The organism is Herbaspirillum seropedicae (assembly GCF_001040945.1).
GTDB classification, from domain to species: Bacteria; Pseudomonadota; Gammaproteobacteria; order Burkholderiales; family Burkholderiaceae_D; genus Herbaspirillum; species Herbaspirillum seropedicae.
In genome coordinates this window covers 4,107,149-4,132,827 of record NZ_CP011930.1, presented here as the reverse complement: position 1 = coordinate 4,132,827, position 25,679 = coordinate 4,107,149, and the positions used below count along the sequence as shown (strand labels likewise).

Annotated in this window: 26 protein-coding genes and 1 pseudogene; 19 read left to right on the top strand and 8 right to left on the bottom strand. The window is 61.0% G+C overall.

Annotation, left to right across the window (positions count from 1 at the left end):
• Positions 1 to 52 precede the first annotated feature (52 nt).
• From rimP to typA, 6 genes are all read left to right on the top strand, one after another.
• The gene (rimP, locus tag ACP92_RS17955; RefSeq protein WP_013235547.1) at positions 53 to 547 is read left to right on the top strand and encodes a ribosome maturation factor RimP; all 495 of its coding nucleotides are present in this window, start codon (positions 53 to 55) and stop codon (positions 545 to 547) included.
• The gene (gene nusA / locus ACP92_RS17950) at positions 544 to 2,103 is read left to right on the top strand and encodes a transcription termination factor NusA (protein WP_013235546.1); all 1,560 of its coding nucleotides are present in this window, start codon (positions 544 to 546) and stop codon (positions 2,101 to 2,103) included. The genes rimP and nusA overlap by 4 nt, the downstream gene beginning before the upstream one ends.
• Before the next feature lie 52 nt (positions 2,104 to 2,155).
• Entirely contained in the window at positions 2,156 to 5,020 is a 2,865-nt protein-coding gene (gene infB, locus ACP92_RS17945) for a translation initiation factor IF-2 (protein WP_013235545.1), read from the top strand.
• Between the two features lie 109 nt (positions 5,021 to 5,129).
• On the top strand, positions 5,130 to 5,522 hold the full coding sequence (gene rbfA, locus ACP92_RS17940; protein WP_013235544.1) for a 30S ribosome-binding factor RbfA: 393 nt from the start codon (positions 5,130 to 5,132) through the stop codon (positions 5,520 to 5,522).
• A 157-nt stretch (positions 5,523 to 5,679) separates the two neighbouring features.
• Entirely contained in the window at positions 5,680 to 6,657 is a 978-nt protein-coding gene (gene truB, locus ACP92_RS17935) for a tRNA pseudouridine(55) synthase TruB (protein WP_013235543.1), read from the top strand.
• A gap of 155 nt (positions 6,658 to 6,812) precedes the next feature.
• On the top strand, positions 6,813 to 8,654 hold the full coding sequence (gene typA, locus ACP92_RS17930) for a translational GTPase TypA (protein ID WP_041311133.1): 1,842 nt from the start codon (positions 6,813 to 6,815) through the stop codon (positions 8,652 to 8,654).
• Between the two features lie 834 nt (positions 8,655 to 9,488).
• Here typA and ACP92_RS25325 read toward each other — a convergent pair.
• From ACP92_RS25325 to ACP92_RS17920, 3 genes and pseudogenes are all read right to left on the bottom strand, one after another.
• Positions 9,489 to 9,704: a helix-turn-helix transcriptional regulator gene (locus ACP92_RS25325; protein ID WP_354595786.1), complete on the bottom strand. Its 216-nt coding sequence runs from the start codon at positions 9,702 to 9,704 to the stop codon at positions 9,489 to 9,491.
• A gap of 44 nt (positions 9,705 to 9,748) precedes the next feature.
• Positions 9,749 to 10,003, bottom strand: a pseudogene (locus tag ACP92_RS24390) (type II TA system antitoxin MqsA family protein); the annotation flags it as partial.
• Positions 10,004 to 10,230: 227 nt separating this feature from the next.
• Positions 10,231 to 11,130: a LysR substrate-binding domain-containing protein gene (locus ACP92_RS17920; protein WP_013235541.1), complete on the bottom strand. Its 900-nt coding sequence runs from the start codon at positions 11,128 to 11,130 to the stop codon at positions 10,231 to 10,233.
• A gap of 151 nt (positions 11,131 to 11,281) precedes the next feature.
• Between ACP92_RS17920 and ACP92_RS17915 the strand changes: the two genes are divergently transcribed.
• The 8 genes from ACP92_RS17915 to ACP92_RS17880 all read left to right on the top strand — a co-directional run bounded on the left by ACP92_RS17915 (position 11,282) and on the right by ACP92_RS17880 (position 17,418).
• Positions 11,282 to 11,827, top strand: coding sequence for a hypothetical protein (locus ACP92_RS17915; RefSeq protein WP_041311131.1), 546 nt, complete (start codon positions 11,282 to 11,284; stop codon positions 11,825 to 11,827).
• A 4-nt stretch (positions 11,828 to 11,831) separates the two neighbouring features.
• On the top strand, positions 11,832 to 12,158 hold the full coding sequence (locus tag ACP92_RS17910) for a hypothetical protein (RefSeq protein WP_041311128.1): 327 nt from the start codon (positions 11,832 to 11,834) through the stop codon (positions 12,156 to 12,158).
• A 27-nt stretch (positions 12,159 to 12,185) separates the two neighbouring features.
• A complete protein-coding gene (locus tag ACP92_RS17905) occupies positions 12,186 to 13,016 on the top strand; it encodes an MBL fold metallo-hydrolase (RefSeq protein ID WP_013235538.1) in 831 nt (276 codons plus the stop codon).
• A gap of 724 nt (positions 13,017 to 13,740) precedes the next feature.
• On the top strand, positions 13,741 to 14,166 hold the full coding sequence (locus tag ACP92_RS17900) for a helix-turn-helix domain-containing protein (RefSeq protein WP_013235537.1): 426 nt from the start codon (positions 13,741 to 13,743) through the stop codon (positions 14,164 to 14,166).
• Entirely contained in the window at positions 14,163 to 15,032 is an 870-nt protein-coding gene (locus ACP92_RS17895; RefSeq protein WP_013235536.1) for an alpha/beta fold hydrolase, read from the top strand. The genes ACP92_RS17900 and ACP92_RS17895 overlap by 4 nt, the downstream gene beginning before the upstream one ends.
• Complete coding sequence (locus tag ACP92_RS17890) at positions 15,029 to 15,424, top strand: DUF4180 domain-containing protein (protein WP_013235535.1); 396 nt, start codon at positions 15,029 to 15,031, stop codon at positions 15,422 to 15,424. Before ACP92_RS17895 ends, ACP92_RS17890 begins: the two co-directional genes overlap by 4 nt.
• Before the next feature lie 84 nt (positions 15,425 to 15,508).
• Positions 15,509 to 16,327: a class D beta-lactamase gene (gene blaOXA / locus ACP92_RS17885; RefSeq protein WP_013235534.1), complete on the top strand. Its 819-nt coding sequence runs from the start codon at positions 15,509 to 15,511 to the stop codon at positions 16,325 to 16,327.
• Entirely contained in the window at positions 16,324 to 17,418 is a 1,095-nt protein-coding gene (locus tag ACP92_RS17880) for an acyltransferase family protein (RefSeq protein ID WP_013235533.1), read from the top strand. Before blaOXA ends, ACP92_RS17880 begins: the two co-directional genes overlap by 4 nt.
• Before the next feature lie 76 nt (positions 17,419 to 17,494).
• On the opposite strand, the gene ACP92_RS17875 is transcribed toward ACP92_RS17880, so the two are convergent.
• The 4 genes from ACP92_RS17875 to ACP92_RS17860 form a co-directional block, all read right to left on the bottom strand.
• The gene (locus ACP92_RS17875) at positions 17,495 to 17,944 is read right to left on the bottom strand and encodes an acetyltransferase (protein WP_013235532.1); all 450 of its coding nucleotides are present in this window, start codon (positions 17,942 to 17,944) and stop codon (positions 17,495 to 17,497) included.
• 5 nt (positions 17,945 to 17,949) lie between these two features.
• Complete coding sequence (locus tag ACP92_RS17870) at positions 17,950 to 18,474, bottom strand: P-loop nucleotide/nucleoside kinase family protein (protein WP_013235531.1); 525 nt, start codon at positions 18,472 to 18,474, stop codon at positions 17,950 to 17,952.
• Positions 18,475 to 18,591: 117 nt separating this feature from the next.
• Positions 18,592 to 19,197 carry a winged helix-turn-helix transcriptional regulator gene (locus ACP92_RS25320; protein ID WP_013235530.1) on the bottom strand — a complete coding sequence of 202 codons (606 nt, stop codon included), beginning with the start codon at positions 19,195 to 19,197 and terminating at the stop codon, positions 18,592 to 18,594.
• Positions 19,198 to 19,235: 38 nt separating this feature from the next.
• Positions 19,236 to 19,634, bottom strand: coding sequence for a hypothetical protein (locus ACP92_RS17860; RefSeq protein WP_232284864.1), 399 nt, complete (start codon positions 19,632 to 19,634; stop codon positions 19,236 to 19,238).
• Between the two features lie 45 nt (positions 19,635 to 19,679).
• On the opposite strand from ACP92_RS17860, the gene dusA reads away from it, so the two are divergent.
• The 5 genes from dusA (at position 19,680) to ACP92_RS17835 (ending at position 24,352) form a co-directional block, all read left to right on the top strand.
• Positions 19,680 to 20,726, top strand: coding sequence for a tRNA dihydrouridine(20/20a) synthase DusA (gene dusA, locus ACP92_RS17855; RefSeq protein ID WP_041312159.1), 1,047 nt, complete (start codon positions 19,680 to 19,682; stop codon positions 20,724 to 20,726).
• 75 nt (positions 20,727 to 20,801) lie between these two features.
• Positions 20,802 to 21,923 carry a bifunctional 3,4-dihydroxy-2-butanone-4-phosphate synthase/GTP cyclohydrolase II gene (ribBA, locus tag ACP92_RS17850; protein WP_013235528.1) on the top strand — a complete coding sequence of 374 codons (1,122 nt, stop codon included), beginning with the start codon at positions 20,802 to 20,804 and terminating at the stop codon, positions 21,921 to 21,923.
• A gap of 57 nt (positions 21,924 to 21,980) precedes the next feature.
• Positions 21,981 to 22,466, top strand: coding sequence for a 6,7-dimethyl-8-ribityllumazine synthase (gene ribH / locus ACP92_RS17845; protein WP_013235527.1), 486 nt, complete (start codon positions 21,981 to 21,983; stop codon positions 22,464 to 22,466).
• 117 nt (positions 22,467 to 22,583) lie between these two features.
• Positions 22,584 to 23,054: a transcription antitermination factor NusB gene (nusB, locus tag ACP92_RS17840; RefSeq protein ID WP_013235526.1), complete on the top strand. Its 471-nt coding sequence runs from the start codon at positions 22,584 to 22,586 to the stop codon at positions 23,052 to 23,054.
• 116 nt (positions 23,055 to 23,170) lie between these two features.
• Positions 23,171 to 24,352 carry a pyridoxal phosphate-dependent aminotransferase gene (locus tag ACP92_RS17835; protein WP_013235525.1) on the top strand — a complete coding sequence of 394 codons (1,182 nt, stop codon included), beginning with the start codon at positions 23,171 to 23,173 and terminating at the stop codon, positions 24,350 to 24,352.
• A gap of 127 nt (positions 24,353 to 24,479) precedes the next feature.
• Here ACP92_RS17835 and ACP92_RS17830 read toward each other — a convergent pair whose 3' ends face one another.
• On the bottom strand, positions 24,480 to 25,463 hold the full coding sequence (locus ACP92_RS17830; RefSeq protein ID WP_013235524.1) for a lytic transglycosylase domain-containing protein: 984 nt from the start codon (positions 25,461 to 25,463) through the stop codon (positions 24,480 to 24,482).
• Positions 25,464 to 25,679 lie beyond the last annotated feature (216 nt).

Sequence of the window (25,679 nt, the reverse complement as noted above, 5' to 3'; positions counted from 1 at the left end):
AGATGTCTGCTTGCCCCCGCTGGCAAACCGGCATCCTGATGGAGAAATAGTCTTGCAATTGCTGGAGCTGATCGAATCCACCCTCTCGGGCCTGGGCTACGAACTGGTCGAGTTCGAGAAGGCGCCGCGCGGTCTGGTGCGCGTCTTCATCGATTTCCCGTTCGACCCTGAAGCAGAAGAAGCGCGTTCGATCACCGTCGAGGATTGCGAGAAGGCGACGCATCAGCTGTTGCACGTCTTCACCGTTGAAAACGTGCTCTATGAACGTCTGGAAGTCTCCTCGCCCGGGCTGGACCGCCCCCTGAAGAAGTTCTCGGACTTCGTGCGCTTCGTCGATTGCGAAGCCGTCATCAAGCTGCGTGTACCGCTGCCCGGCACGTCCAACCGCAAGACCTACGAAGGTGTGCTGCGCGAGCCCGAGGGTGAGGAACTGGTATTGGAATTTGAAGCAAACGATGGGTCGGCCGCCGTGTTGAATTTCACGCTGGCCGATGTGGATAAGGCACACCTGGTGCCGCAGGTCGATTTTAGGAGTCGCAAAGGATGAGTCGCGAAATTTTGTTGTTGGTCGATGCGCTGGCGCGCGAAAAGAACGTCGATAAGGAAGTCGTCTTCGGCGCCCTGGAGCATGCGCTCGCGCAGGCTACCAAGAAGCGCTATGAAGGCGAGGTCGACATTCGCGTCTCGATCGACCGTGAAAGCGGCGAGTTCGAATCCTTCCGCCGCTGGCACGTGGTGCCCGACGAGGCCGGCCTGCAGCTGCCCGACCAAGAAGTGCTGCTGTTCGAAGCCAAGGAACAGTTCCCCGATATCGAAGTCGATGAGTACATCGAAGATCCGATCGAATCCGTCGAGTTCGGCCGCCGTTTCGCCCAGGACACCAAGCAGGTCGTCCTGCAGCGCATCCGCGACGCCGAGCGCGAGCAGATCCTGGCGGATTTCCTGGCCCGTGGCGACGCCCTGGTGACCGGTACCATCAAGCGCATGGAGCGCGGTGACGCCATCATCGAATCCGGCAAGATCGAAGCCCGCCTGCCGCGCGACCAGATGATCCCCAAGGAAAACCTGCGCATCGGCGACCGCGTCCGCGCCTACATCCTGCGCGTGGACCGCAGCGCCCGTGGTCCTCAGGTGATCCTGTCGCGCACCGCGCCGGAATTCATCATGAAGCTGTTCGAGCTGGAAGTGCCGGAAATCGAACAAGGCTCGCTGGAAATCAAGTCGGCCGCCCGCGACCCGGGCGTGCGCGCCAAGATCGCCGTCTACACCGCCGACAAGCGCATCGACCCCATCGGGACCTGCGTGGGCATGCGCGGTTCGCGCGTGCAGGCCGTGACCGGCGAACTGGGTGGCGAGCGCGTGGACATCGTGCTGTGGTCGGAAGACCCGGCGCAGTTCGTCATCGGCGCGCTGGCCCCGGCCAACGTCACCTCCATCGTGGTCGATGAAGAAAAGCACGCCATGGACGTGGTGGTGGATGAAGAGAACCTCGCCATCGCCATCGGCCGTGGCGGCCAGAACGTGCGTCTGGCAGCCGAACTGACGCGCTGGCAGATCAACATCATGACGGCCGAGGAATCGGCCGACAAGTCGGCGGCCGAGACCGCGCTGATCCGTACGCTGTTCATGGAAAAGCTCGATGTTGACCAGGAAGTGGCCGACATCCTGGTCGAGGAAGGTTTCTCGACCCTGGAAGAAATCGCCTACGTGCCGATCAACGAGATGCTCGAGATCGAATCGTTCGACGAAGAGACCGTCAATGAGCTGCGCAACCGCGCCCGCGACGCCCTGGTGACCGAAGCGATCGCCTCCGAAGAAGGCCTGGAAGGCATGGAAGAGGAGCTGATCAACTTCGAAGGCCTGGACCGTGTGCTGGCCGGCAAGCTGGGCCTGGCTGGCGTGAAGACGCTGCCGGCCTTCGCCGGCCTGGCTTATGACGAATTCGGCGCGATCCTGGCCCTGCCTTCCGAGCGCGCGCGCCAACTGATTGAAAATGCATTTGAAGATGTGACCGACGATGAAATGAAGCTCATCGATTCCAAATACGATGAGCGCGCCAAGGCCCTGCAGGCCAAGGCATGGAGCGCTGTCGAAGGCCGCTGAAAAGCGGAGCGTCTCCACATCATCTGCCGAGCCACATAGAAAAGAGGACTGAATGGCGAGTAACAACGTTGCCCAATTTGCCACCGAGCTTAAGATGCCTGCTGACCTGCTGCTGACCCAGCTGCGTTCGGCCGGGGTCGAGAAGAGCTCTGCATCCGATTCCCTGTCGAAGGAAGACAAGGACCGCCTGCTTGAACACCTGCGCCGTTCGCGCGGGGCCGCGCCGGAAGGCGAGAAGAAAAAGATCACGCTGACCCGCAAGGAAACCACCGAGATCAAGCAGGCCGATGCAACCGGCAAATCGCGCACGATCCAGGTGGAAGTGCGCAAGAAGCGCACCTTCATCAAGCGTGACGAGCCCGGCGTGGAAGAGACCGCAGCGCGTGCTGCGGCGCCTCAGCGCGACCCGGCCATCGAAGCGCAGGAACGTGAGCAGGAAGAGGCTCGCCGTCAGGCCGAATTGAAGGCCCAGCAGGAGCGCCTGGCGCAACTGGAGGCCGAACGCGCCGCCCAGGCCAAGGCAGCCGAACTGGAACAGCAACGCGCCCGCGAAGAAGCCGAAGCCGAAGCCAAGCGCCAGGCTGCTGAAGCCGCCGCCGCTGCTGCCGAAGCCGAAAAGGCCAAGGCCGCTGCACCGGCTGCCGCTGCTGCCGCGCCGGCTCCGGCGGTCGATCCGGCTGCCGAAGAAAAGAAGCGCGCTGCCGCCGAAGAAGCCAAGAAGAAGGCTGAAGCCGCCGCCAAGGAAGCCGCTGACCGTGCTGCCGCCGCTGATCGTGCGCGCAAGGCCGTGGAAGACGAAGTGGCGCAGATCAAGGCCATGATGAATGCGCCGCGTCGCGTCATCAAGGCGCCTGAGCCTGCTCCGGCCGCCGCCAAGACCTCCGAAGGCACGCTGCACAAGCCGGCCACCGCTGCCAAGCCGGGCGAGAAGAAGGATGACAAGAAGCCAGCCGTGGCCGCAGACAAGAAGTCGATCAAGTCGGCCAATGTCTCCTCCACCTGGCAGGATGATGCCAAGAAGCGTGGCACCGGCGGCATGAAGTCGCGCGGCGCCACCGGTGGCGGTGGTCGCGACGGCTGGCGCGCCGGCCCCAAGGGCCGTCGTCATTCGCATGGCGATGACCAGCGTGAAAGCAACTTCCAGGTGCCCACCGAAGCGGTCGTGCATGATGTCTACGTGCCCGAAACCATCACCGTGGCCGAAGTGGCCCACAAGATGGCGGTCAAGGCGTCCGAGGTCATCAAGCACCTGATGAAGCTGGGCCAGATGGTCACCATCAACCAGGTGCTGGACCAGGAAACGGCGATGATCGTGGTGGAAGAAATGGGCCACCGCGCCCACGCCGCCAAGCTGGACGATCCCGAAGCCTTGCTGGTCGAAGGCGAAGAACACGGCGACGCGGAAGCGCTGCCGCGCGCACCGGTGGTCACCGTCATGGGTCACGTCGACCACGGCAAGACCTCGCTGCTGGATTACATCCGCCGCACCAAGGTGGCCTCGGGTGAAGCTGGCGGCATTACCCAGCACATCGGCGCCTACCACGTGGAAACCCCGCGCGGCATGATCACCTTCCTGGATACCCCGGGCCACGAGGCGTTCACCGCCATGCGTGCCCGCGGCGCCAAGGCCACCGACATCGTGATTCTGGTGGTGGCCGCCGACGACGGCGTCATGCCCCAGACCAAGGAAGCGATTGCCCACGCCAAGGCCGGCGGTGTGCCGCTGGTGGTGGCGATCAACAAGATCGACAAGCCGGGCGCCAACCCCGACCGCGTCAAGCAGGAACTGATCGCCGAAGAAGTGGTGCCGGAAGAATACGGCGGCGACGCCCCGTTCATCCCCGTCTCCGCCAAGACCGGCGAAGGCATCGACTCGCTGCTGGAAAACGTCCTGCTGCAAGCCGAAGTGCTGGAACTGAAGGCCCCGGTCGAAGTGCCAGCCCGTGGCCTAGTGATCGAAGCCAAGCTGGACAAGGGCCGCGGCCCGGTGGCCACGATCCTGGTGCAGTCCGGTACCTTGAAGCGCGGCGACGTCGTGCTGGCCGGTTCGGCCTACGGTCGTGTGCGTGCGATGCTGGATGAAAACGGCAAGAACATCGCCGAGGCAGGCCCGTCCCTGCCGGTGGAAATCCAGGGCCTGACCGAAGTGCCCTCCGCCGGTGAAGAAGTGGTGGTCATGACCGACGAGCGCAAGGCGCGCGAAATCGGCCTGTTCCGCCAGGGCAAGTTCCGCGACGTGAAGCTGGCCAAGCAGCAGGCCGCCAAGCTGGAAAACATGTTCGACCAGATGACCGAAGGCGAGGTCAAGAACCTGCCGATGATCATCAAGACCGACGTGCAAGGTTCCCAGGAAGCGCTGGTGCAGTCGCTGCAGAAGCTGTCGACCAACGAAGTGCGCGTCCAGGTGGTGCATGCCGCCGTGGGTGGCATCAGCGAAAACGACGTCAACCTGGCGGTCGCTTCGAAGGCGGTCATCATCGGCTTCAACACCCGTGCCGACGCCTCCGCACGCAAGCTGGCCGAAGCCTCGGGCGTGGACATCCGCTACTACAACATCATCTATGATGCGGTGGACGAGGTGAAGGCCGCGATGTCGGGCATGCTGTCTCCGGAAAAGCGCGAACAGGCGCTGGGCCTGGTGGAAATCCGCCAGGTGTTCGTGGTCAGCAAGGTTGGCTCGATCGCCGGTTGCTACGTGCTCGAAGGCCTGGTCAAGCGTGGCTCGCAAGTGCGCCTGCTGCGCAACAACGTGGTGGTGTGGACCGGCGAACTGGACTCGCTCAAGCGCTTCAAGGACGACGTCAAGGAAGTCAAGTCGGGCTTCGAGTGCGGTTTGTCTCTCAAGGGCTACAACGACATCGAAGTGGGCGATCAGCTCGAGATCTTCGAAGTCCAGGAAGTCGCCCGTACCCTGTAATGCAATACGCCGGCGTATCGTTCGCGATGCGCCGGCCTCACTGGCAAGATCCGTCGCAGCAACGCGGGAATCCTCCCGCCACGCCCTCGGCGGATTGTTTTTTTAAAGCATGGCAAAACACAGCAAATCCATTCCCGGACGCGGCTTGCGCGTCGCCGACCAGATCCAGCGCGACCTGTCGGAGTTGATCGCCTTCGAGCTGAAGGATCCGCGAGTGGGCATGATCACCATTACCGAAGTGCAGGTCACGCCGGACTACGCGCACGCCAAGGTCTTCTTCACCACGCTGGTGGACAACCCCGAGGCGATCAAGAACACCCTGGCCGGCCTGCGCAAGGCGGGCGGTTACCTGCGCACCCAGCTGGGCCGCAGGCTGACCATCCACACCCTGCCGGAACTGCATTTCGTGCACGACAACTCGACTGCACGCGGCATTGAAATGTCGCGCCTGATCGACGAAGCCAACGCTACCCGCGCCAAGGATTCGGACGACGAGGCTTGACGCCTGGCCGCGCTATGCGGGCGGCGGCGCCGGCTGCGTGCGCAGTCTTGCAGTTTTCTTCATTTTCTTCACACCGGTCTGCATCTTCCTTCATCGGAGCGTGAGGCCGTTCTTGCCGTTCTTGCATTTCATGGCCGACGATACGACGGCGGATACCATGTCCGCTCCTCCTGATACTGCGCAACCGCGCGCCAAACGTGGCCAGCCGGTCCGCACGCCACGTCTTCCGCGCGTGCCCGTGCATGGCGTGCTGTTGCTGGACAAGCCGGTGGGCCTGTCGTCCAACGACGCGCTTATCCGCGCCAAGCGCATGCTCAATGCGCCCAAGGCGGGCCATACCGGCACGCTGGACCCGTTTGCGACGGGGCTGTTGCCGCTGTGCTTCGGCGAAGCCACCAAGTTCTCGCAGGACTTGCTGGAAGCCGACAAGACCTACGAGGCAGTGGTCCACCTGGGTGTGCGCACCGATACCGGCGACACCGAAGGGCAGGTCCTCAGCGAGCGTCCCGTCGAGGTCAGCGTGGAGCAGATCGAAGCGGCCATGGCGCAATTCCGTGGCCCTATCAGCCAAGTGCCGCCCATGCACTCGGCCTTGAAGCGCGACGGCAAGCCCTTGTACGAATATGCGCGCGCCGGCATCACGCTGGAGCGCGAAGCCCGCAACGTCACCATCCACGCGCTGGAATTGCTGAATTACCAGGCGCCGATGCTGCGCATCCGCGTCACCTGCAGCAAAGGCACCTACATCCGCGTGCTGGGCGAAGATATCGGCGAGGTGCTGGGCTGCGGCGCGCACCTCAATGCGCTGCGCCGTATTGGCGTGGGTCCGCTGACGCTGGAGGGCGCGGTCACGCTGGAGAGCGTTGACGCCGCCGGTGAGCTGGAAGCCCGCAAGGCCCTGCTGTTGCCGGTGGATGGCCTCTTGCGCAGCTTCCCTGCGGTGCAACTGAGTGATGAGCTGGCGCGCCGCTTCCTGCACGGCCAGCGCTTGCCGCTGGGCAAGGAAGGCGTGGCTGTGCCCCAGCAGACTGGTCGCGTACGCGTCTACCGCAGTTCCGATGCTGCCTTGCTGGGCACCGGACTGTTGCAGGAATACGCCATCCTGGCCCCCGAACGGCTGGTCTCCACCGCCTGAGGACAGATAGCGTCGAAGCGGCTTGCAGCGCGACTTCCGGGACCGCCCCGAAGCAGCGGCAAGCCGTTGATAACACAGGTTTTTCCAAAGTTCATGCGTCGCAACATGCTATAATGCGCGCCTCCCGAGAATCGGCATTCCCAACCACATTCACCATGTCAAACAATATCCGCGCAATTCGCAACATCGCCATCATCGCCCACGTTGACCACGGCAAGACCACCCTGGTGGACCAGCTGCTGCGCCAGTCCGGCACCTTCCGTGACAACCAGCAAGTGGACAACCGCGTGATGGACTCCAACGACATCGAAAAGGAACGCGGCATCACCATCCTGTCGAAGAACTGCGCGGTGGAATACAAGGGCACCCACATCAACATCGTCGACACCCCAGGCCACGCCGACTTCGGCGGTGAAGTCGAGCGCGTGCTGTCGATGGTGGACTCGGTGCTGCTGCTGGTGGATGCCCAGGAAGGCCCGATGCCGCAGACCCGCTTCGTGACCCGCAAGGCGCTGGCCCTGGGCCTGAAGCCCATCGTCGTCCTGAACAAGATCGACCGTCCGGGCGCACGCGCCGAGTGGGCCATCAACGCCACCTTCGAACTGTTCGACAAGCTGGGTGCGACCGAAGAGCAGCTGGACTTCCCCGTGATCTACGCCTCGGGCCTGAACGGCTACGCCAGCCTGGATCCGGAAGCGCGCGAGGGCAACATGGAGCCGCTGTTCGACGCCATCCTGAAGTACGTCCCGGCCCGCAAGGATGATCCGGACGCACCGCTGCAACTGCAGATCACCTCGCTGGAATACTCCTCCTACGTCGGCAAGATCGGCGTGGGCCGCATCCTGGCCGGTCGCGTCAAGGGCGGTCAGGACGTGGTGTGGATGAATGGTCCGGACGACAAGCCGACCAAGGCCCGCATCAACCAGGTGCTGACCTTCAAGGGCCTGGAGCGCGTGCTGGTCGATGAAGCCCTGGCTGGCGACATCGTCCTGATCAACGGTATCGAGGAAATCGGCATCGGCTCCACCATCTGTTCCCCGGATGCGCCCAACGGCCTGCCGATGCTGAAGGTCGACGAACCGACCCTGACCATGAACTTCATGGTCAACACCTCGCCGCTGGCTGGCCGCGAAGGCAAGTTCGTCACCACCCGCCAGATCCGCGACCGCCTGGAAAAGGAACTGAAGTCCAACATGGCCCTGCGCGTGGTGCAGGCCGAGAACGACGACTCGACCTACGAAGTGTCGGGCCGTGGTGAATTGCACCTGACCATCCTGATCGAAAACATGCGTCGTGAAGGCTTCGAGCTGGCCGTCTCGCGTCCGCGCGTGGTGTTCCGCATGGTCAACGGCGTGCGCGAAGAGCCGTACGAGAACCTGACCGTCGACGTCGAAGAGACCCACCAGGGCGGCGTCATGGAAGAACTGGGCCGTCGTCGTGGCGACCTGCAGAACATGGAACCGGACGGCAAGGGCCGTGTGCGCCTGGAATACCACATCCCGGCGCGTGGCCTGATCGGCTTCCAGGGTGAATTCATGACCCTGACCCGCGGCACCGGCCTGATGAGCCACGTCTTCGATGACTACAAGCCGGTTGACACCACCAAGGGCGAACTGGCCGGCCGTCGCAACGGCGTGCTGATCTCCCAGGACGACGGCGCCGCCGTGGCCTACGCACTGTGGAAGCTGCAGGATCGCGGCCGCATGTTCGTCAGCCACAACGACCCGGTGTATGAAGGCATGATCATCGGCATCCACTCGCGCGACAACGACCTGGTGGTCAACCCGATCAAGGGCAAGCAGCTGACCAACGTGCGCGCTTCCGGTACCGACGAAGCCGTGCGCCTGGTGCCGCCGATCGAACTGTCGCTGGAATACGCAGTGGAATTCATCGAGGACGACGAGCTGGTCGAAGTCACCCCGAAGAGCATCCGTCTGCGCAAGCGTCACCTGAAGGAACATGAGCGCAAGAAGGCCTCGCGCGAAGAATCCATCTGATGCGGGAGGGCGGCCTGGCAGAAGCGGGGCACCCGGGAGACAGGCTGGGAGGTGTTGATATGAGGTTTGTGAATAACTGATATCAGCACAATAAAGCAGACAGCCATGATGCACTGCCATATAGTTACACCTGTCTCCTCCAATTTCCTCCTAAAGAATTGGATTCAAGCCCGCAACTTCGGTTGTGGGCTTTTTTTTTGCCGTTCTCCGGCAAGCCAGCGCGCTCGCCCCTGAGCGCCTGCCAGGCAGGTGGGACCTGAATCACTTTGTTGCTTTTCATCTCTGCATGAGATGAACGTTTGTCCAAAATAGTTTGTGTTGCGCTGTTTTTGTGCATTGCGAAATGACGGCTGCCGGATTGTGGTGCAGAATCGAGTCCGCTGTACGAAAAATCCTATCTCGAAGAGGATAGAGGGGACACCAGCCCGCAACGCGCAAGCCTTGCGGGCTTTCTATTTGCCGCCACGGCTGGAGCCCGAACGCTTGCCCGTCTGCCGCGCAGCGCAGACCGTTGTGCCTGGCTCGTCCGCAGGCAACCAAGAACCTTGAAGCATTTCGTCAGCTTATGAAGAAAGCCTTGCCTCCGCGCACGCTGTCTGTTGCGCCCATGATGGACTGGAGCGAATTAGGCCTAGATGTCCTATCGGTAATGGGTTGCTAGTGTTTTTTGTCCAATTTATGTCCACTACGCGCAGAATTTGCATAGTCGGAAGGCCTGTAGGCACACGGGGCGGGATTAGAAAATCAAACTGGAAGGTGCTGGACAGGCGCGGCGGTTACCAAGGCGGGGATAAGCGTCAGAAGTCCGCTTCTTGCCGATAAGCGACATCTCGGCTATGCCGAAGTCAGTTTGATGCTATCGCTGTAGAGGAGTCCGATGTTGGATAATAAGGATTGCCTCCAGCAATCTGACCTCGATTCAGGCAGCAACGTCTCTACCGACGGCAAATTGGCCCCACGTTCGTACATGAAGACGGCACCATGAGTGACATCGGTCTCTAGCGCCAGCGCCTCTTGAGAGAGCCTGCGCGCCTGCCTCGCTTCTCGGATGCGCTCACCAATGCCTACGGCAGAATGGTCTCACATGGCGCCGCTCACCGGCCCAGGCTTGCCACCTGCCGCGCCCGAACCTCGTCCAGCAACTCTGGATGGCGGTCGAGCACGCCGAGCAGCTTCACCAGAGAGACAGGCGGCTTGACCTAGCCCGTCTCATAGCGCGAAAACGAATTGATGCCACCGCCGAAGATCTTGCCAGCCTCGTGCTGTCCCAGACGCAGTTTCTTGCGCACGCGCTGGATGGGGAACGAATCGACTGTCCAGGCATTCAGCTCGCGCGGGAAATCGCGCATGAAGAGGCCGTATCAGGAGGAGGAAAGATGGTGCTCCTGCCCGCCTACTTCATGATTTCGGCTGCGCTGGCCCAAGCCATCTCACGCGCGTTTTCTGCGCCGATGAACCGCATCATCCGGGGGACATAGCCATTCATGATTCGCTCGCAGGATGAGTCGCTCCACCTGACCGTCTTTCATTGCCTTCCGGAGGGAGCCACGTGGTCATACGAAAGGCGGCCATTCGCTCATTCAAGTCCGGCCAACGGACTCGATTCTTCAAGAATCCATTGTGCGAACGCCTTGAGAGGCTCGCTGCCAAGTTGCAACGGCTCAGGGAGCACAAGGCAAAACGTCTTGGAGATGCGGCTGTCCTGTGGCCATGGCGCGACCAGACGGCCTTGCGCCAATTCCGTTTCCACATACAGGCGCGGCACCAGCGCTACGCCGAGACCAGCCAATGCGGCCTCGATGAGCATTCCATGCAAGTCATAGCGGGGACCTTGCGCAGAATGGCTCAGGCTGATTCCGGTCTGCGCGGCGTAGCGCTGCCAGGCATCGTGATTCTGACGCCGGTGCAGGCGCGGCAAAGCGTCCAGGGCGGGGACTCCGCTCGTTCCTGCTACCAGGGCGGGATGGCACACCGGCACCAGCACCTCGTCAAGCAGGGAATAGGTCTGCATCCCGGTCCAGGCCGGATGTAAGAAATGAATCGCTGCATCCAGGCCACTACCAGGCAGCAGGAACGGCTCCATGCGTTCAGAGAGATGCACCGTGATGTGCGGATGCAGGGCAGCGAAGCGCGGCAGGCGGGGAATCAGCCAGCGCATCGCAAACGTAGGGCTGACCGCGATATCCAGGCTGGCTCCGTTGGGAGGTTGGGACATCAGATGTTGGCTGTCTCGGTCCAGGCGCTCCAGCGTTTCCCGGACGTGGCTGGCATAACGTTGGCCATGCGGCAGCAAGCGCACGCGGTTGCCGATCCGCTCGAACAGTGTCACTCCCAGAAACCCTTCCAGGCGGCTGATCTGGCGGCTGATGGCACCTTCCGTCAAGGCCAGTTCTTCCGCGGCACGCGCAAAGCTGCCGTGACGCGCCGCGGCCTCGAATGCCATCAGTGAGCTGTTGCTGGGAATTCTGCGCCGCATCGTGTTCCTTGACCGGGTTGATCACGACAGCTTTACTTTTTGTCAGTGAAGCTTGCCTAAATATCGATTTATTGGCCGGGATGGGCTGCCTATCATGACAACTCCTCAACCAAGCAGGCTGCCACAAGGGTGGCCGTGGCCCATCATCATTATGATCTATACCGTCGAATGCAGCTTCGCCGACCCCATCAGCGAAGCAGAATGGAACGATTTCTACAGCCTGGAAAAGTTGCCCGCCCTCATCTCCGTGCGCGGCTTTCACACTTCGCAGCGATTCAGGGCTTTGAGCGAACGCTGCCCGGTTTATCTCGCGCTGCATACCATTGACCATCACGACGTGCTTCTCTCTGACGAATACCGGCGAAAAGGCGGTGGCAATTTCGCTCGATGGCAACAACACATCACTGACTGGCATCGCAATCTCTATGAAACATCGGGTACTGCGCCTGCGGTGCGTAGCGGGGAGTACCTGCTGCTCAGTGCGCGTGGCCCCGACCCCTTGATAACGATGGGGCTATCGCCATCGATCCTGCATGCCGTCGCCCTGGAAAAATCCCCGGAATGGAGATGGATGGCGGTCCTGCCCGATCCCGCCGACATCAACGGTCTTGCCCTGCCCGAAGGACTGCATCTCTATGCTCCGATGACTGCGCAACTGCGCAGCAGTAGCGAGCCGGCCATCGTCAGCGCGAGCTAGCACGATGCCCAATCTCACTTTCTACATCCGCCAGGACCAGATGCCCGCGGCGCAATCCCTGGATCGGCTCACCGCGCGCTGCGCACAGCTCTGCACGAAGATTCTGGAGGCGCTGCCCGAGAACATCCACATCATCTACGTCGCGGTCGGTCATGGGACGGGCCATCCTGCGTTCGTCGACATCCGCTATCGGATGTCGGCAAACAGGACGCCGGCCGTCCTGGAAGAGTTCATGCAGCAACTGGACAAGGCCATCCAGGACCATACCGGACTGCTGACGCGTATCCGCTGTTTCGCCTATGCCGCGCAGTCCATCAGCGCAAGGCATTGATTCCTACCCACAGCCAACGAAACGAAAATGCATTTCCCCACTAAGCAAATCGGTGATTTCTCTGTCACCGCCATCAGTGATGGCTTTCTCAGCGCACCTCTGGAGCTGCTGTCCAATATCGATCCCGCAGAGGCGACCAGGCTTCAGCATGCGGCAGGGATGAGCGACCCTTCTGCCATCCATATCAATTGCTACCTGATTCGCAGCCCGACGCAAACCGTGTTGGTCGATGCCGGCGCCGGTGGCTTCAAGCAATGGGGCGGCCGATTACAGGACAATCTCAAGCGGGCCGGAGTGCTGCCTTCCGACATCGATACAGTCCTTCTGACCCATGCTCATCCCGACCACATTGGTGGCCTGCTCGATAGCGCAGGAGACCGCGCCTTTCCCGATGCGGAGTTGGTAGTGCAGGGGCAGGAACTGGACTTCTGGGAGAACGACGCCAATTTCTGCCGCGCCAGCGAGCGGGCGCGCGGAAATTTCATCTTCGCGCGCCGGGTATTCGTCAAGTATCGGGACAGGCTGCGCACCTTCGCCGGCGGCGAGGTCCTTCCCGGCATTAGCGCCCAGCTGCTGCCTGGACATACCGACGGACATTGCGGCTATCACATCAACTCAAATGGGCAGGGTCTGTTGATCTGGGGCGACATCGTGCATTTCCCGCACCTACAGATCGCTCGCCCCGACGTCTCCATTGCATTCGACCTCGATCCGCATCTGGCGACGGCAACCCGGGTTCATTTGCTGGATATGGTGAGTGCGGACCAACTGCTTATCGCCGGTATGCACCTCGGTGAAGAAGGCTTCGTCCAGATTGTTCGCACAGGAAAGAGTTATCGGGTTGTTGGCAAGCGTTGATAGCCCTGATGAAGATCGAGCTCATCAGAGTGAGCCAAGTTTAAAGCTGACGGCGGCTGAATACTTTCCGAAAAGGGCGATCCAGTATCTTGGCAAGTGCCATCGACATGTCCGATGAGGCAGCTATAAACGGATATTTGGTTCCAGCGATCAGCAAATAGATGGAGCAGCTACTCCCCACCTTTCTAGCATTAGGGCATCACCATCGTGCTGGAGGCAGAACGCCAAGCTGGCGTTGGAAGGGGGGGCTCCACAGCTATGTGATGGAATCCGGCCTGATCACCGTAGAACGCAGAGCCTGGCGGATGCTGGATGATCCGCGGCTCAAGGCGACTTAGTTGCGGGAATAAGCCGAGGTAAAAAAATCATTATTCGATTTGATTGGGTAAGTCGGAGTAACCCCTTAGCCCTTCATTTCGACAGGCAGCTAGGCGGACCGTCGTATAAACAAGGACGTCCGTTCGATAACGGGGAGGCTCACTTAGCGATGATCCGCCACAGGAAACAGCGCAATCCATGTTGCCTCGCTTGCGGGATGGCCGCTTGCCATCTGGTCCCACCTTCCATCGTCTTCCGAAGGCGGCCATTCGCTCATGCGCCCCTCGTGTCCCAGCCTACGTGCGGCTGCCGCGAGTTGGGTTGCGGTTCAAGAAGGAATTTGGAAATATCCCAATTGCTACCTATATTGGTAACATTTAGGATAATTTCGGTATAGAATGGCATCATGCATGGAAACACCTACACCGTTGAAGAAGTCGCCCGGCAACTCAAATTGCACGTCAAGACAGTGCTACGCCATATCAAGGAGGGCCGCCTACGGGCCTCCAAGATCGGCAAGTCCTATCGGATTTCCGGTCCGGACCTGAATGACTTTGCCGGGTTGGCGGCGCCAGTCGCGAACCAAGGCGAAATTGCGGCACGTACCACGAGCATCGTAGAGGTACCCGGGATATCGGCCGAATTTGCCAGCCGCATCGCAACCAACCTGCAGGCTTTGCTGAACAGCCGGAGAGGGCACGGTCAGCCCATGCATCTTGATACCGCCTATAACCCGCTGGAAAGCCATCTGAAGATCATCCTGGTTGCTTCGCCCAGAGAGGCCGCATCGGTGCTGGAGGCACTCGACTCTTTTCTTGGCGCGGCGCAATGACGCCGATATTCAGGACGCGTGATGCAGAGCGCCTTGCCCTGGCACGCTATCGCGATCTGCTGGACGAGTGGCCGGTCCCCCATAGCCACTGCATGGTGCCAAGCGGCATCGGGGAAACCTTCGTCCTTTCCTGCGGCCCGTCCGACAGGCCGCCGCTGGTGCTGCTGCATGGCGCCCAGGCCAACGCGGCAAGCTGGCTGGCGGACGCAGCGACATGGGCGCGGCATTTCCGCGTCCATATCCTTGACATGCCAGGCCAGCCTGGATTGAGCGCCCCATCCCGCCTGGTTCCCACCAGTCACGCGGCCTTATGCTGGCTCGACGACGTGATGGATGGGCTTGGAGTGGTGAACGCCTCGTTCGCCGGCATTTCGCTGGGTGGCTGGATGGCACTGAGCTACGCAGTATCGCGTCCAGGGCGGGTAGCGCAACTGGTGCTCATCTCGCCCGCCGGCATCGGACGGCAACGGGCATTCCTGCTTAAAGCCTGGCCCTGTTTGATGCTCGGGCAGTGGGGATTGCGCAGGATTCGCCGCATGGTGATCGGGCCTGTTGCCGGTACGCTGTCGCCGTTCCACGCCAAGCTTGCCTCGCTGATGGAATACATCGGCCTGCATGCGCGTATTCAACCTATCGTGCTACCCAGGTTCAGCGATGCTGCTCTGGGTTCCCTGGCCATGCCAGTCATGGCCGTGCTGGGAGGAAAAGACGTGCTGCTTGATTCGGCCCACACGCGGGTGCGGCTAGAACGGTGCGTGCCGCACGCCTGCATACACTGGAGGCCAGAGGCCTTTCACTTCATCACCCGTGAAGCAGAAACCATCCAGGCATTTCTTCTCGCGCCTGACGCGCGCGGCATGCCATGAGAAGCGTGATCATTTCGATGGGCCCGGTCCGAATACTGCATTGCCCGGCCCAGGAAGGGCGTATTGCCAGCGAAGGTGATACGGACTCCCTGCTCAGTGCCGCATGGGAGCACTGTGTGCAGCTGGTGGCCATCGATGCCAGCTGCCTGGACGAATCCTTTTTTCATCTGTCCTCTGGATTGGCGGGCCGGCTTGTCCAGCGCTTCGTGAACTACCGCATGCCGCTCGCCATTCTCGGCCAGCTCGGCCGCCATCTTGATGCCAGTCGGGCGCTTACTGACTATGTCCGAGAATCCAATCGCGGAAACACCGTCTGGTTTCTCGACCATTTTGCGGACCTGGAAAGCCGGCTGGCCTCCAACGCACTTGCACCGCCCCGGCCATCGTGGTGACACGCGTTCGGCTGAGGCGAGAAGCCATAGCGGGCACCCGTCACCGATGAAATCAATTCTTTTAATCATGCTGAAGAGGTAGAAATGCGCAAGACAAGGATGTTCGCGGCCCTGATCGCAGGCGGGATTATCTCGACCGCGGCGTCGGCACGGACGATATGCACCATCGTGGCCGACGCGTCGGAGAACGGTTCCATCGTCCAGAGCGGAGATTGCACCAGCCGCTTCACACCGGCCTCCACCTTCAAGATCGCCATCAGCCTGATGGGCTTCGATGCCGGCGTCCTGCAGGACGAACATACGCCGGCCTGGCCCTATCAGCCGGAATACCCTGACTGGGGCGGCGCTGCCTGGCGCCAGCCCACCGATGCCAGCCGATGGATACAGTATTCGGTAGTCTGGTTTTCGCAGCGTGTAGCGCAGCAGCTGGGGGCGACGCGGTTTCAACGCTATACGCGCGATTTCCGCTATGGCAACCAGGACGTGTCGGGTGAACCGGGCAAGCGCAATGGCACAAAGGGAGCATGGATCAATTCATCGCTGCGCATCTCGCCTTTGGAACAGATCGCTTTCCTGCGCAGGCTGGTGAACCGGCAACTACCGGTCAACGCACGCGCGTATGAGATGACCGGCAGGATCACGCGCATCACGGCCGCGCCGGACGGCTGGGAGATCCACGGCAAGACCGGCACCGGTTCACCGGGTTCCGATGGGCGCTACGATCCTGCGCATGCTTATGGGTGGTTCGTGGGCTGGGCGATCAAGGACGACCGGAAGCTCGTGTTCGCCCGCCTTATCCAGGACGATCGTCCGACCCAGCCCAATGCTGGCCTGAGGGCTCGTGACGGCCTGCTGGACGACCTTCCGGCGTTGACCGATCATCTCGCAGGTCGACCGCGATGAGCATCGCCCAGCGCAATGCGCGTATCGATGTCCTGCGCGGCGTATCCATATTGCTGGTGTTGTTCCATCATTTCAACATCGCCTACCCGCTCAAAGATACCGTGCCGGCAACGATTTTTGCTACCCCCGTGGTGCAGGCGATCGCTCGCAACGGCAACTATGGCGTCACCATTTTCTTCGTGATTTCCGGCTATCTGATGACGGCCAACACCTTGCGTCGATGGGGGCGGCTCGACGCCATCGATGCGAGGCGCTTCTACGCGCTGCGCGCGTGGCGCATACTGCCATGCATGTTCTTGCTACTGGCAATGGTGTCGCTCCTGGCCGCGCTGGGCGGGACGCTCTTCCAGAACCGCGGATTTGGCGAGCCGCCGCTGCCGATGTGGATGACCGCCCTGGCCAGCCTCACCTTCTGGATGAACGTACTGATTGCGCAGCATGGCTGGGTGAACTATCCGCTGGGTGTGCTTTGGTCGCTTTCCGTGGAGGGGGTGTTCTATCTGGCGTTTCCGGTGGTCTGCTTGACGTTGCGCAGGCCGCTCTTCATCGGTGCGTTCTGCCTGCTGTTCATCGTGGCGGGCCCCTTATACCGCTTGGCGCACCAGGGAGATGAAGGTGGCTTTCTGTATGCGTACCTGGCTTGCTTTGACGGCATTGCCATCGGCTGCTGTACGGCGATCCTGGTTGCACGAGGCACGCATCCGTGGATCTCAACGCGCTGGCTGCAGTGCATGACGATCCTGGCGATGGCATTGCTCTATCTGTGTTGGCCGATTTCCCGTAGCAATGTACTGGGCGTGACTGCGATGGCGCTGGGAACCGCTCTGCTGCTGGCCGGCGCCTCTGGAAAAACTGTAGCGGCAAGGTCCGCGGGATACTCATTCCTGGCGTTCTGCGGTGGCCTTAGCTACGAAATCTACCTGTTTCACCTGATCGTCCTGGGCCTAATGCGCACCGCAATCCCTCCCATCACCGCTTCATCGGAGGTAAAGCTGGGACTGTTGGCCGGATATCTTATTTGTTCGTTAGGGGTAGCCTGCGCCGTAGCTCGCTTTTTTTCGCGTCCCTTTAATCCCCTTGCGCGTGAATGACCGTATCTGGCCGATTGCGGCGCTTACGAAATTGCAATGCCCTATGTCTCGACACTGCTCGCGAACCACGTCGACACTAGATTGACCGCTGGGCCCGAAATTGCAAATGAAGCAGCGGGTAAGGACGTCCTTGACCGTCCTGTTCCGATCGCCCTGTCTTGACGAAGCCCAAGTGCAAGTAAAACGCGGATGCTTGTTCATTCTGTTCGTTGACATCCGTCGTCAGAAAAGGCGATAAGCCTAATGCGTATTCGACAAGGCCACGGCCGATTCCTTTGCCATGATGAGCGGGATCGATAAACAACGCCTCCATGTGCGAGTCGTTCAACAACATGAAGCCCAACGGTCTGTCGTTCTCGTCGACGGCTAATAGCAGTGGAGCATCTGGAAGAAAATCCCGGACTTCACCGGTAATTTCCGCATAGTCAGTCGGACTCAAAAAATCATGCGTGGCCAGCACGGCGTTGCGCCAGATTTCCAGCACTCGATCACCATCCTCGCGGTGTGATTTTCTAATGTTTATCATATTTTTTAGCTAAGAGTCGGCGCTATCGAGCTAGTGCTGACGAAATCAATATCGAATTCCTCACGCTCAAATTCATCCGGCGGCTCCCAAAGTGCGCTCGCGATTTCGAATATGTGAGCCGGCACAAGCATTGAGAATGTGGGACCTTTCTCCTCATTCCTTCGTCGGACGCGTTCGCGTCGAAGTTCCAGAGGGGCATCAAGCACTTGGATACGAAGTGAAAATCCTTCCTCTACGATTCGCCGGCAAAATGCCATTCGAGGTAATTGTTGGATCAAGCCGAGCTCCAGTACAACATCTCGCCCTGAATCCAGTATTTTCTGGCTATGAATCCAGATCAGGTCTAACAAGCGTTCTTTGCGCTGGACATACCAAGGGACAAAATCACCTTCGGGGCGATCAGGACTAAATAGCCTGGCGAACCACTCGTCGAGGGCAATATGTATACCTCCGATATTTTGCGCCAAGACGGTGCTAAAGGTGGTTTTTCCAGCCCCGACAGGGCCTTCAATGAGATGCACTTGATTCATTGCGTGAGATTCATTAACGGGATACGCATTGTATGAGGACAATTGAATGCCTCAAATTGGCCGATTGCGGACTTCAGCATTTCTCTACACGGTAGTCTAAGACTTCTCTCAACACAATCATCGACGCGCCGCGGCTTTTTTCTGAGGTTTAAATGTCCCGGAATTGGGCATCGTGAGCAACTCTGACGTGGCACTATCAAATTTCATCACAAGGAAATCTAGCATGGCCCGCACACGAGGAGGCATGTACTTCGTTGCATGAAACACCGCATACACACCGGCTTCCTCGATGCCATTCTGAACCAGGAGCGGAGTAATTTTTCCGTTCCGAATGTCGTCGACGGCATCCCAGATTGTTGATTTGCTCGCAGAATTGACCCTCTCCATCTGACCCACCTTCCACCGCCTTCCGAAGGCTGCGACGCGGTCGTACGACCCCTTGTAACCTAACTCCTTAAGGTCCAGGAACATCTGTTTCAGGGTTCGTCTTTGCTTGCGAGATTTGACTGCCTCAGCGCTCAACCAGGCGGTGAGTTGGGGCGCGAATTCGTCCAGCGAACTCGATGATTTCCTGCTGGGATAGGAAGGTTCAATCGCCTCCGTTCGAATGGAGCGACGAACAGTGTTTCGGGAAATGTCGAGCCTGCGGGCGATTTCCCTAATCGATATGCGGTCTCTGATGTACCAGCGTCGAATGATTCCAAGTAGGGCCACGTCTATCACTCCGTTCTCCTGCTCGCTGTCATGAGCAGGATTGTGGTCTAAACATGGGTCAACTTAGGATGCAAATTTCCGGGGAAAGTGGGCCGGTTTTTAGTGCAATTCAACAGCTCTGGCATTGTTAGCTTCCCAAGATGCCGTTTCAAGGTTGCTAACACGGCCTTTTTGTTTTTGCCCAACGGTTTGACCTGGGTCTGCTCTTCTGTATATCGGTCTATCGCGGCCCCGAGGGTCTTGTCTGCTATGATACGCACGTCCTGAAATTTGAGCGCCCGCATGTCGGCTTCCTGCCGCGAAGCCCAGTCTTGTGCCTGCGGCTTTGTGTCGAACATCTCGCTCTGCGCGGGAAATCCCTTCCTCCGAATCCTCGCACGCCAACGCTTGCCAATTTTCTGGAATGTCGCCATCTGATTTTTGTCCAATGGCGAATGATAAACCATTTATTTTCGTGAAATATCGTGAAGTCTGAAGTGGCCAATAAGGCGGTGGAAAGCCGCGTCAGTGCTGGAAATAGCCCGAGTTTACCGCCTCGAACGCTTTCGGTCGCCCCCATGATGGACTGGACCGACCGCCACTGCCGCGTCTTCCATCGCCAGATCACGCGCCACACCTGGCTCTACACCGAAATGGTCACCACCGGTGCGCTGCTGCATGGGGACGTGCCGCGCCACCTGGATTTCGACGAGCAGGAGCATCCTGTGGCCCTGCAACTGGGCGGCAGCGAACCCGCTGACCTGGCGCACAGCGCCAAGCTGGGCGAGCAATGGGGCTATGACGAGATCAACCTGAACTGCGGCTGCCCCTCCGAGCGGGTCCAGAAGGGCGCCTTCGGCGCTTGCCTGATGGGCGAGCCGACGCTGGTGGCCGATTGCGTCAAGGCCATGCGCGATGCGGTCTCCATCGACGTGACCGTGAAGCACCGTATCGGCATCGATGAGGTCGAGTCCTATGATTTCGTGCGCGATTTCGTCGGCCAGATCGCCGAGGCTGGCTGCCAGACCTTCATCGTGCATGCCCGCAATGCCATCCTCAAGGGCCTGAGCCCCAAGGAAAACCGTGAAATCCCGCCGCTGAAGTACGACTACGCCTACCAGTTGAAGAAGGATTTCCCGTCGCTGGAAATCCTCATCAACGGCGGCATCAAGACCCTGCCCGAGATCGATGAGCACCTCAAGCATGTGGACGGCGTCATGCTGGGCCGTGAGGCCTATCACAACCCCTACCTGATGGCTGGCTTCGATGCCCGCTACTACGCTGCTCTTGAGGGCGGCCTGCAGCGCAGCCGGGCCGAGGTGATCGAGGCGATGTTGCCTTATATCAAACGCCAGCTGGAGTTGCATGGCGACAATGGCCGGGGCCTGCGCTTGAACAGCATCACCCGGCACATGCTGGGCTTGATGGCCGGCATGCCGGGAGCACGCGCCTTCCGCCAGACCTTGTCGGATTCCAAACGGCTGGCGCTGGGCGACCCGGCGCTGCTGCTGGAGGCATTGCAGCGCACCCAGGCTGCACAGGCAGCGTTGCCGGCATAATTGGCGCAATTGGCCAGCGGAGCAGGCCCGCAATCCTTTAAAATAGCGGGTTCCAACAGGGAAAAGAGCGTGAACATGCCACTTGCAACAACCGAAGAAATCGTCGCCGAACTCCGTGCCGGCCGCATGGTGATCCTGGTCGATGAAGAAGACCGCGAAAACGAGGGGGATCTGGTCCTGGCGACCGACTTCGTCACGCCCGAAGCCATCAATTTCATGGTCACGCATGCGCGTGGCCTGGTCTGCCTGACGCTGACCGAAGAACACGTGGACCAGCTCGACCTGCCGTTGATGGCCACCCGCAATGGCACGCCCTATGGCACCAACTTCACCGTCTCCATCGAGGCCGCTGAAGGCGTGACCACCGGCATCTCCGCCGCCGACCGCGCGCGCACCATCCAGGTGGCCGCCTCCAAGGGCGCCAAGCCGTCCGACCTGGTGCAGCCGGGCCACATCTTCCCGCTGCGCGCGCAGAAGGGCGGGGTGCTCATGCGCGCCGGTCATACCGAAGCCGGCTGCGACTTGACCGCCATGGCCGGCCTCACGCCCGCGTCGGTGATCTGCGAGATCCTGAAGGAAGATGGCACCATGGCGCGCCTGCCGGACCTGCTGGAGTTCGCCGAGAAGCACAAGCTCAAGATCGGCACCATCGCCGACCTGATCCATTACCGCAGCCGCAACGAAAGCATCATCGAACGCGTGGCCGAGCGCGAGATGCAGACCGCCCACGGCGCCTTCAAGGCCATCGCCTACCGCGATACGCCCTCCGGCGGCGCCCATCTGGCGCTGGTGCGCGGCGACATCCAGCCCGGCCGTGAAACCCTGGTACGGGTGCACCAGCCGGTGTCGATCCTGGACCTGCTGGACGCCGGCGTGACCACCCATTCCTGGAACCTGGCCGCTGCCATGAAGGCCGTGCAGGAAGCCGAGTCCGGCGTGATCGTGCTGCTCAATTGCGAGGAGTCGGCCCAGCAGATGTTCGACCAGTTCGGCGCATTGAACAAGGTCGGTACGCCCGAGGCCGCCAAGCCCAGCCGCGCGGACCGCATGGACCTGCGCACCTATGGCATCGGCGCCCAGATCCTCAAGGATCTCGGTGTGTGCAAGATGAAGCTCCTGGCCAGCCCGCGCAAGATGCCGTCGATGACCGGCTTCCAGCTGGAAGTGACCGGTTACCAGGCCCGTGAAGGCGCATGAGCGCTGCGGCAAGAAATCAAGCAATTACGCAAGTCAACCTATCGAGAAGGAACAGCCATGACCATCGGAACCTATGACCCAGACTTCAATGGCGAGAGCTTGCGCATCGGCATCGTGCAGGCGCGTTTCAATGAAGACGTCTGCCACGGCCTGCTGGCCGCCTGCCTGGCCGAGCTCAAGCACCTGGGCGTGGCCGACGAGGACATCCTGCACGTGACCGTGCCGGGCGCGCTGGAAATCCCGCTGGCCCTGCAGAAGATGGCCGAGACCGAACAGTTCGACGCCCTCATCGCGCTGGGCGCGGTCATCCGGGGCGAGACCTATCACTTCGAGCTGGTCTCCAACGAATCCGGCGCGGGCATCACCCGTATCGGCCTGGACTTTGGCGTCCCCATCGCCAATGCCGTGCTGACCACCGAGAACGACGAGCAGGCCGAAGTCCGCATGGCCGAGAAGGGCGCTGACGCTGCCCGCGTGGCCGTGGAAATGGCCAACCTGGCCATCGTCCTGGAAGAGCTCGGCCAGGTCACCGAAGAAGAGTAAGTCCCTTTGCGCCGCGTCCGGGCTCCTGCTTCCGGACACGGCCCGTGCCGGCCCGGGGCCGGCATGTGCATTCATCAGTATCTGTCATAGTCATTCAAGGCTCCGGCCGCATTCATCATGTCGAACAAAACTCAACACGCCAATTCGAACAAGAACCGCACCCCGCGTCACCGCGCGCGCGAGTTCGCGTTGCAGGGCTTGTACCAGTGGTTGCTCAACCACGAGGACGCGGGCGCCATCGAAGCCCATATCCGCGAGGCGCACGGTTTCGACAAGGCCGACGCCGAGCATTTCGATACGCTGCTCACCGGCGCCATCCGCGATGCCGAGAAGCTGCGCGCCGGCCTCGCGCCGCTGATCGACCGTCCCATCAAGGAACTCTCGCCGGTGGAACACGCTGCCCTGCTGATCGGCGCCTACGAGCTGCAGAACCATATCGAGATTCCCTACAAGGTCGTCATCAACGAAGCCGTGGAGCTGACCAAGTCCTTTGGCGGCATCGATGGCCACAAGTACGTCAATGGCGTGCTGGACCGCTTCGCTGCCCAGACCCGCGCTACCGAAGTGGAAGCGGCGGGCCGTCGCTGATCGATGTAGCCCGTCCTGCGGGACGGGCTGGCTGGTTGTTGCTGTGCCGATGTACCGCGTTGTACCCGCGTCCCATTGTTCTCCCTGTTCTTCTCCCTGTTGTCCGGAATGAGTGCATGAACCTGAATCAACTGGCTGCACGCCTGCAGCACATCGCCCCCTTCCATGTCATGGAATTGTCCAAGAAGGCTGCCGTACTGGAGCAGCAGGGGCGTCACCTGATCCACATGGGCATCGGCGAGCCCGATTTCACCGCGCCGCCCGCGGTGGTCGAAGCGGCCACCCGCGCCATGACCGAGGGCAAGATGCAATACACCTCGGCCACGGGCCTGCCGCAATTGCGCGCGGCGATCTCGGATCACTACCGCAGTGTCTACGGCCTGGAGATCGCGCCGGAGCGCATCGTGGTCACTGCCGGCGCCTCGGCCGCCTTGTTGCTGGCCTGTGCGGCGCTGGTGGAGCGCGACAGCGAAGTGTTGATGCCAGACCCGAGCTACCCCTGCAACCGTCACTTCGTGGCGGCCTTCGAAGGGCGCGCCAAGCTCATCGCCAGCGGGCCGGAACATCGTTTCCAGCTGTCGGCGCAAATGGTGCGCGAGCATTGGGGCAGCGCCACCCGTGGCGTCCTGCTGGCCTCGCCTTCCAACCCCACCGGCACCTCCATCCTGCCCGACGAATTGCGCGCCATCGTGGGCGAAGTGCGCCAGCGCGGCGGCTTTACCATCGTCGATGAGATCTACCAGGGATTGTCGTATGAGGGCGCACCGTTCTCGGCGCTGTCGCTGGGCGATGACGTGGTGGTCATCAACAGCTTCTCCAAGTATTTCAACATGACCGGCTGGCGCCTGGGCTGGCTGGTGCTGCCGCCGGCGCTGGTGCCGCAGGTGGAGAAGCTGGCGCAGAACCTGTTGATCTGCGCATCCTCCATCGCCCAGCATGCGGCCGTGGCCTGCTTCACCCCGCAGACCCTCGCCCTGTATGAAGAGCGCAAGGCCGAGTTCAAGCGTCGTCGCGACTATATCGTACCGGCGCTGGAAAGCCTGGGCTTCACGGTGCCGGTCATGCCGGATGGCGCTTTCTATGTCTATGCCGATTGCAGCGCGCTGGCCGATGATGCGGATCAACTGAGCCTGGACATGCTCAACGAAGCAGGCGTGGTGCTGGTGCCGGGCCTGGATTTCGGGCCCTTCACGGCGCGCCGCTATATCCGCCTGTCCTATGCGACCTCGATGGAGAACCTGCAAGAGGCCGTGGCGCGCCTGCGGGTGTTCTTCGAGAAGCGCCGCAAGGCCGCCTGATCCGCACTGGCGCACTAGAGCACTTCTATCTCTTCTCTATATATAAGCAGGTCAAAAAAAAAGGAGCCCGAGGGCTCCTTTTTCGCGTCCTGAATACCGGTAATATTCAAATCGCAACACGCTGCCCTTACAGGGCGGCGAGCTGTTCTTCTGCCTTGGGCTTGGCGGCCGCGGCCACGTTGTTGCTGGCCGGCTTGGGCTGCTCGGCACTGGCCGACACACCGGGGGTGGGCAGCTTCACGGTGGCAGTGGTGTAGATCGAGACGTTCTTGCCCATGGCGACCTGCTTCAGGTTCTGGTACTCCGAGAGCACCTTGATGCCATAGCCGCCGTCATTGGCCATGTCAGCCGCGCCGACGTAGCTCTTCAGGCCAGCTTCGACCGAACCGCCACGGGTGACGTATTCCTTCAGGATCTGCGAACCGACGCGGATATTGGCCACGGGGTTCAGCGCTGCCTTGATGCCGCCCAGTTCCTGGAACTTGTCGTGGTGGACCTTGGCCATCACCTGCATCAGCCCTTGTGCGCCCATCGGGCTTTCAGCGAAGGGGTTGAAGCGCGATTCGATGGCGATCACCGACAGGATCAGCAGCGGATCGAGCTTGATGTCACGTGCCGTCAGGTAGGCTGCCGAGACCAGCATGTCGGCCGCGTCGGTGGCCACGCGATAGCGCTTGGCCAGCCAGTTGGTGACCAGCTTCTGCTGGCGCGGGGTGCCCAGCAACTGGCGTTGTTCGGGCGTGAGCTCCTGGGCTGCCATGGGCGCCGTCTGGACTGCCGTGGCGGCGGCCGCACCGGCCATTGCGCTGACGGTCGCGACCGGCGCCGTGGGCGCCATCAGGTCGGCCAGGACCGGGGTGGACGGCGCATCGGCTTCCTGCACCTCGTCGGTGCTAAAGGGCGACATGCTGATCAGGCGGTCAGCCAGATCAGGGTTGAAGAACATCAGGCCCAGTACGAACAGGGCGGCGATACCCAGGATTGTCAGCAGACGATGGGCGATACCAAAGAAACGGGCAATACGCGCGTTGCCGGAGAGATTCCGGAGCGAGACGCGCTGAAGCATCTGCGAGGTGCCTGATAAAGGCGCCTCGGTGGCTTGGTTGGACATTGAACCTCCTGCGTTATTGCGGCAAAAACAGGGCGCGCCTGGCCAAGAAGTGAAGACCAAACGGCTGTGCTGTCGTCGCTGCAATCTATTCGTTACCGTCGCAAGGCGTTACGGCAAGGCCATCCGCGAGGCCTGCTGGCCCTGCCGTCGGATGGCAGTGTTTCGGGGAGTAGGGCTGACGCCCTGGATGACACTTCTTTGAGTTACTGGGACCCC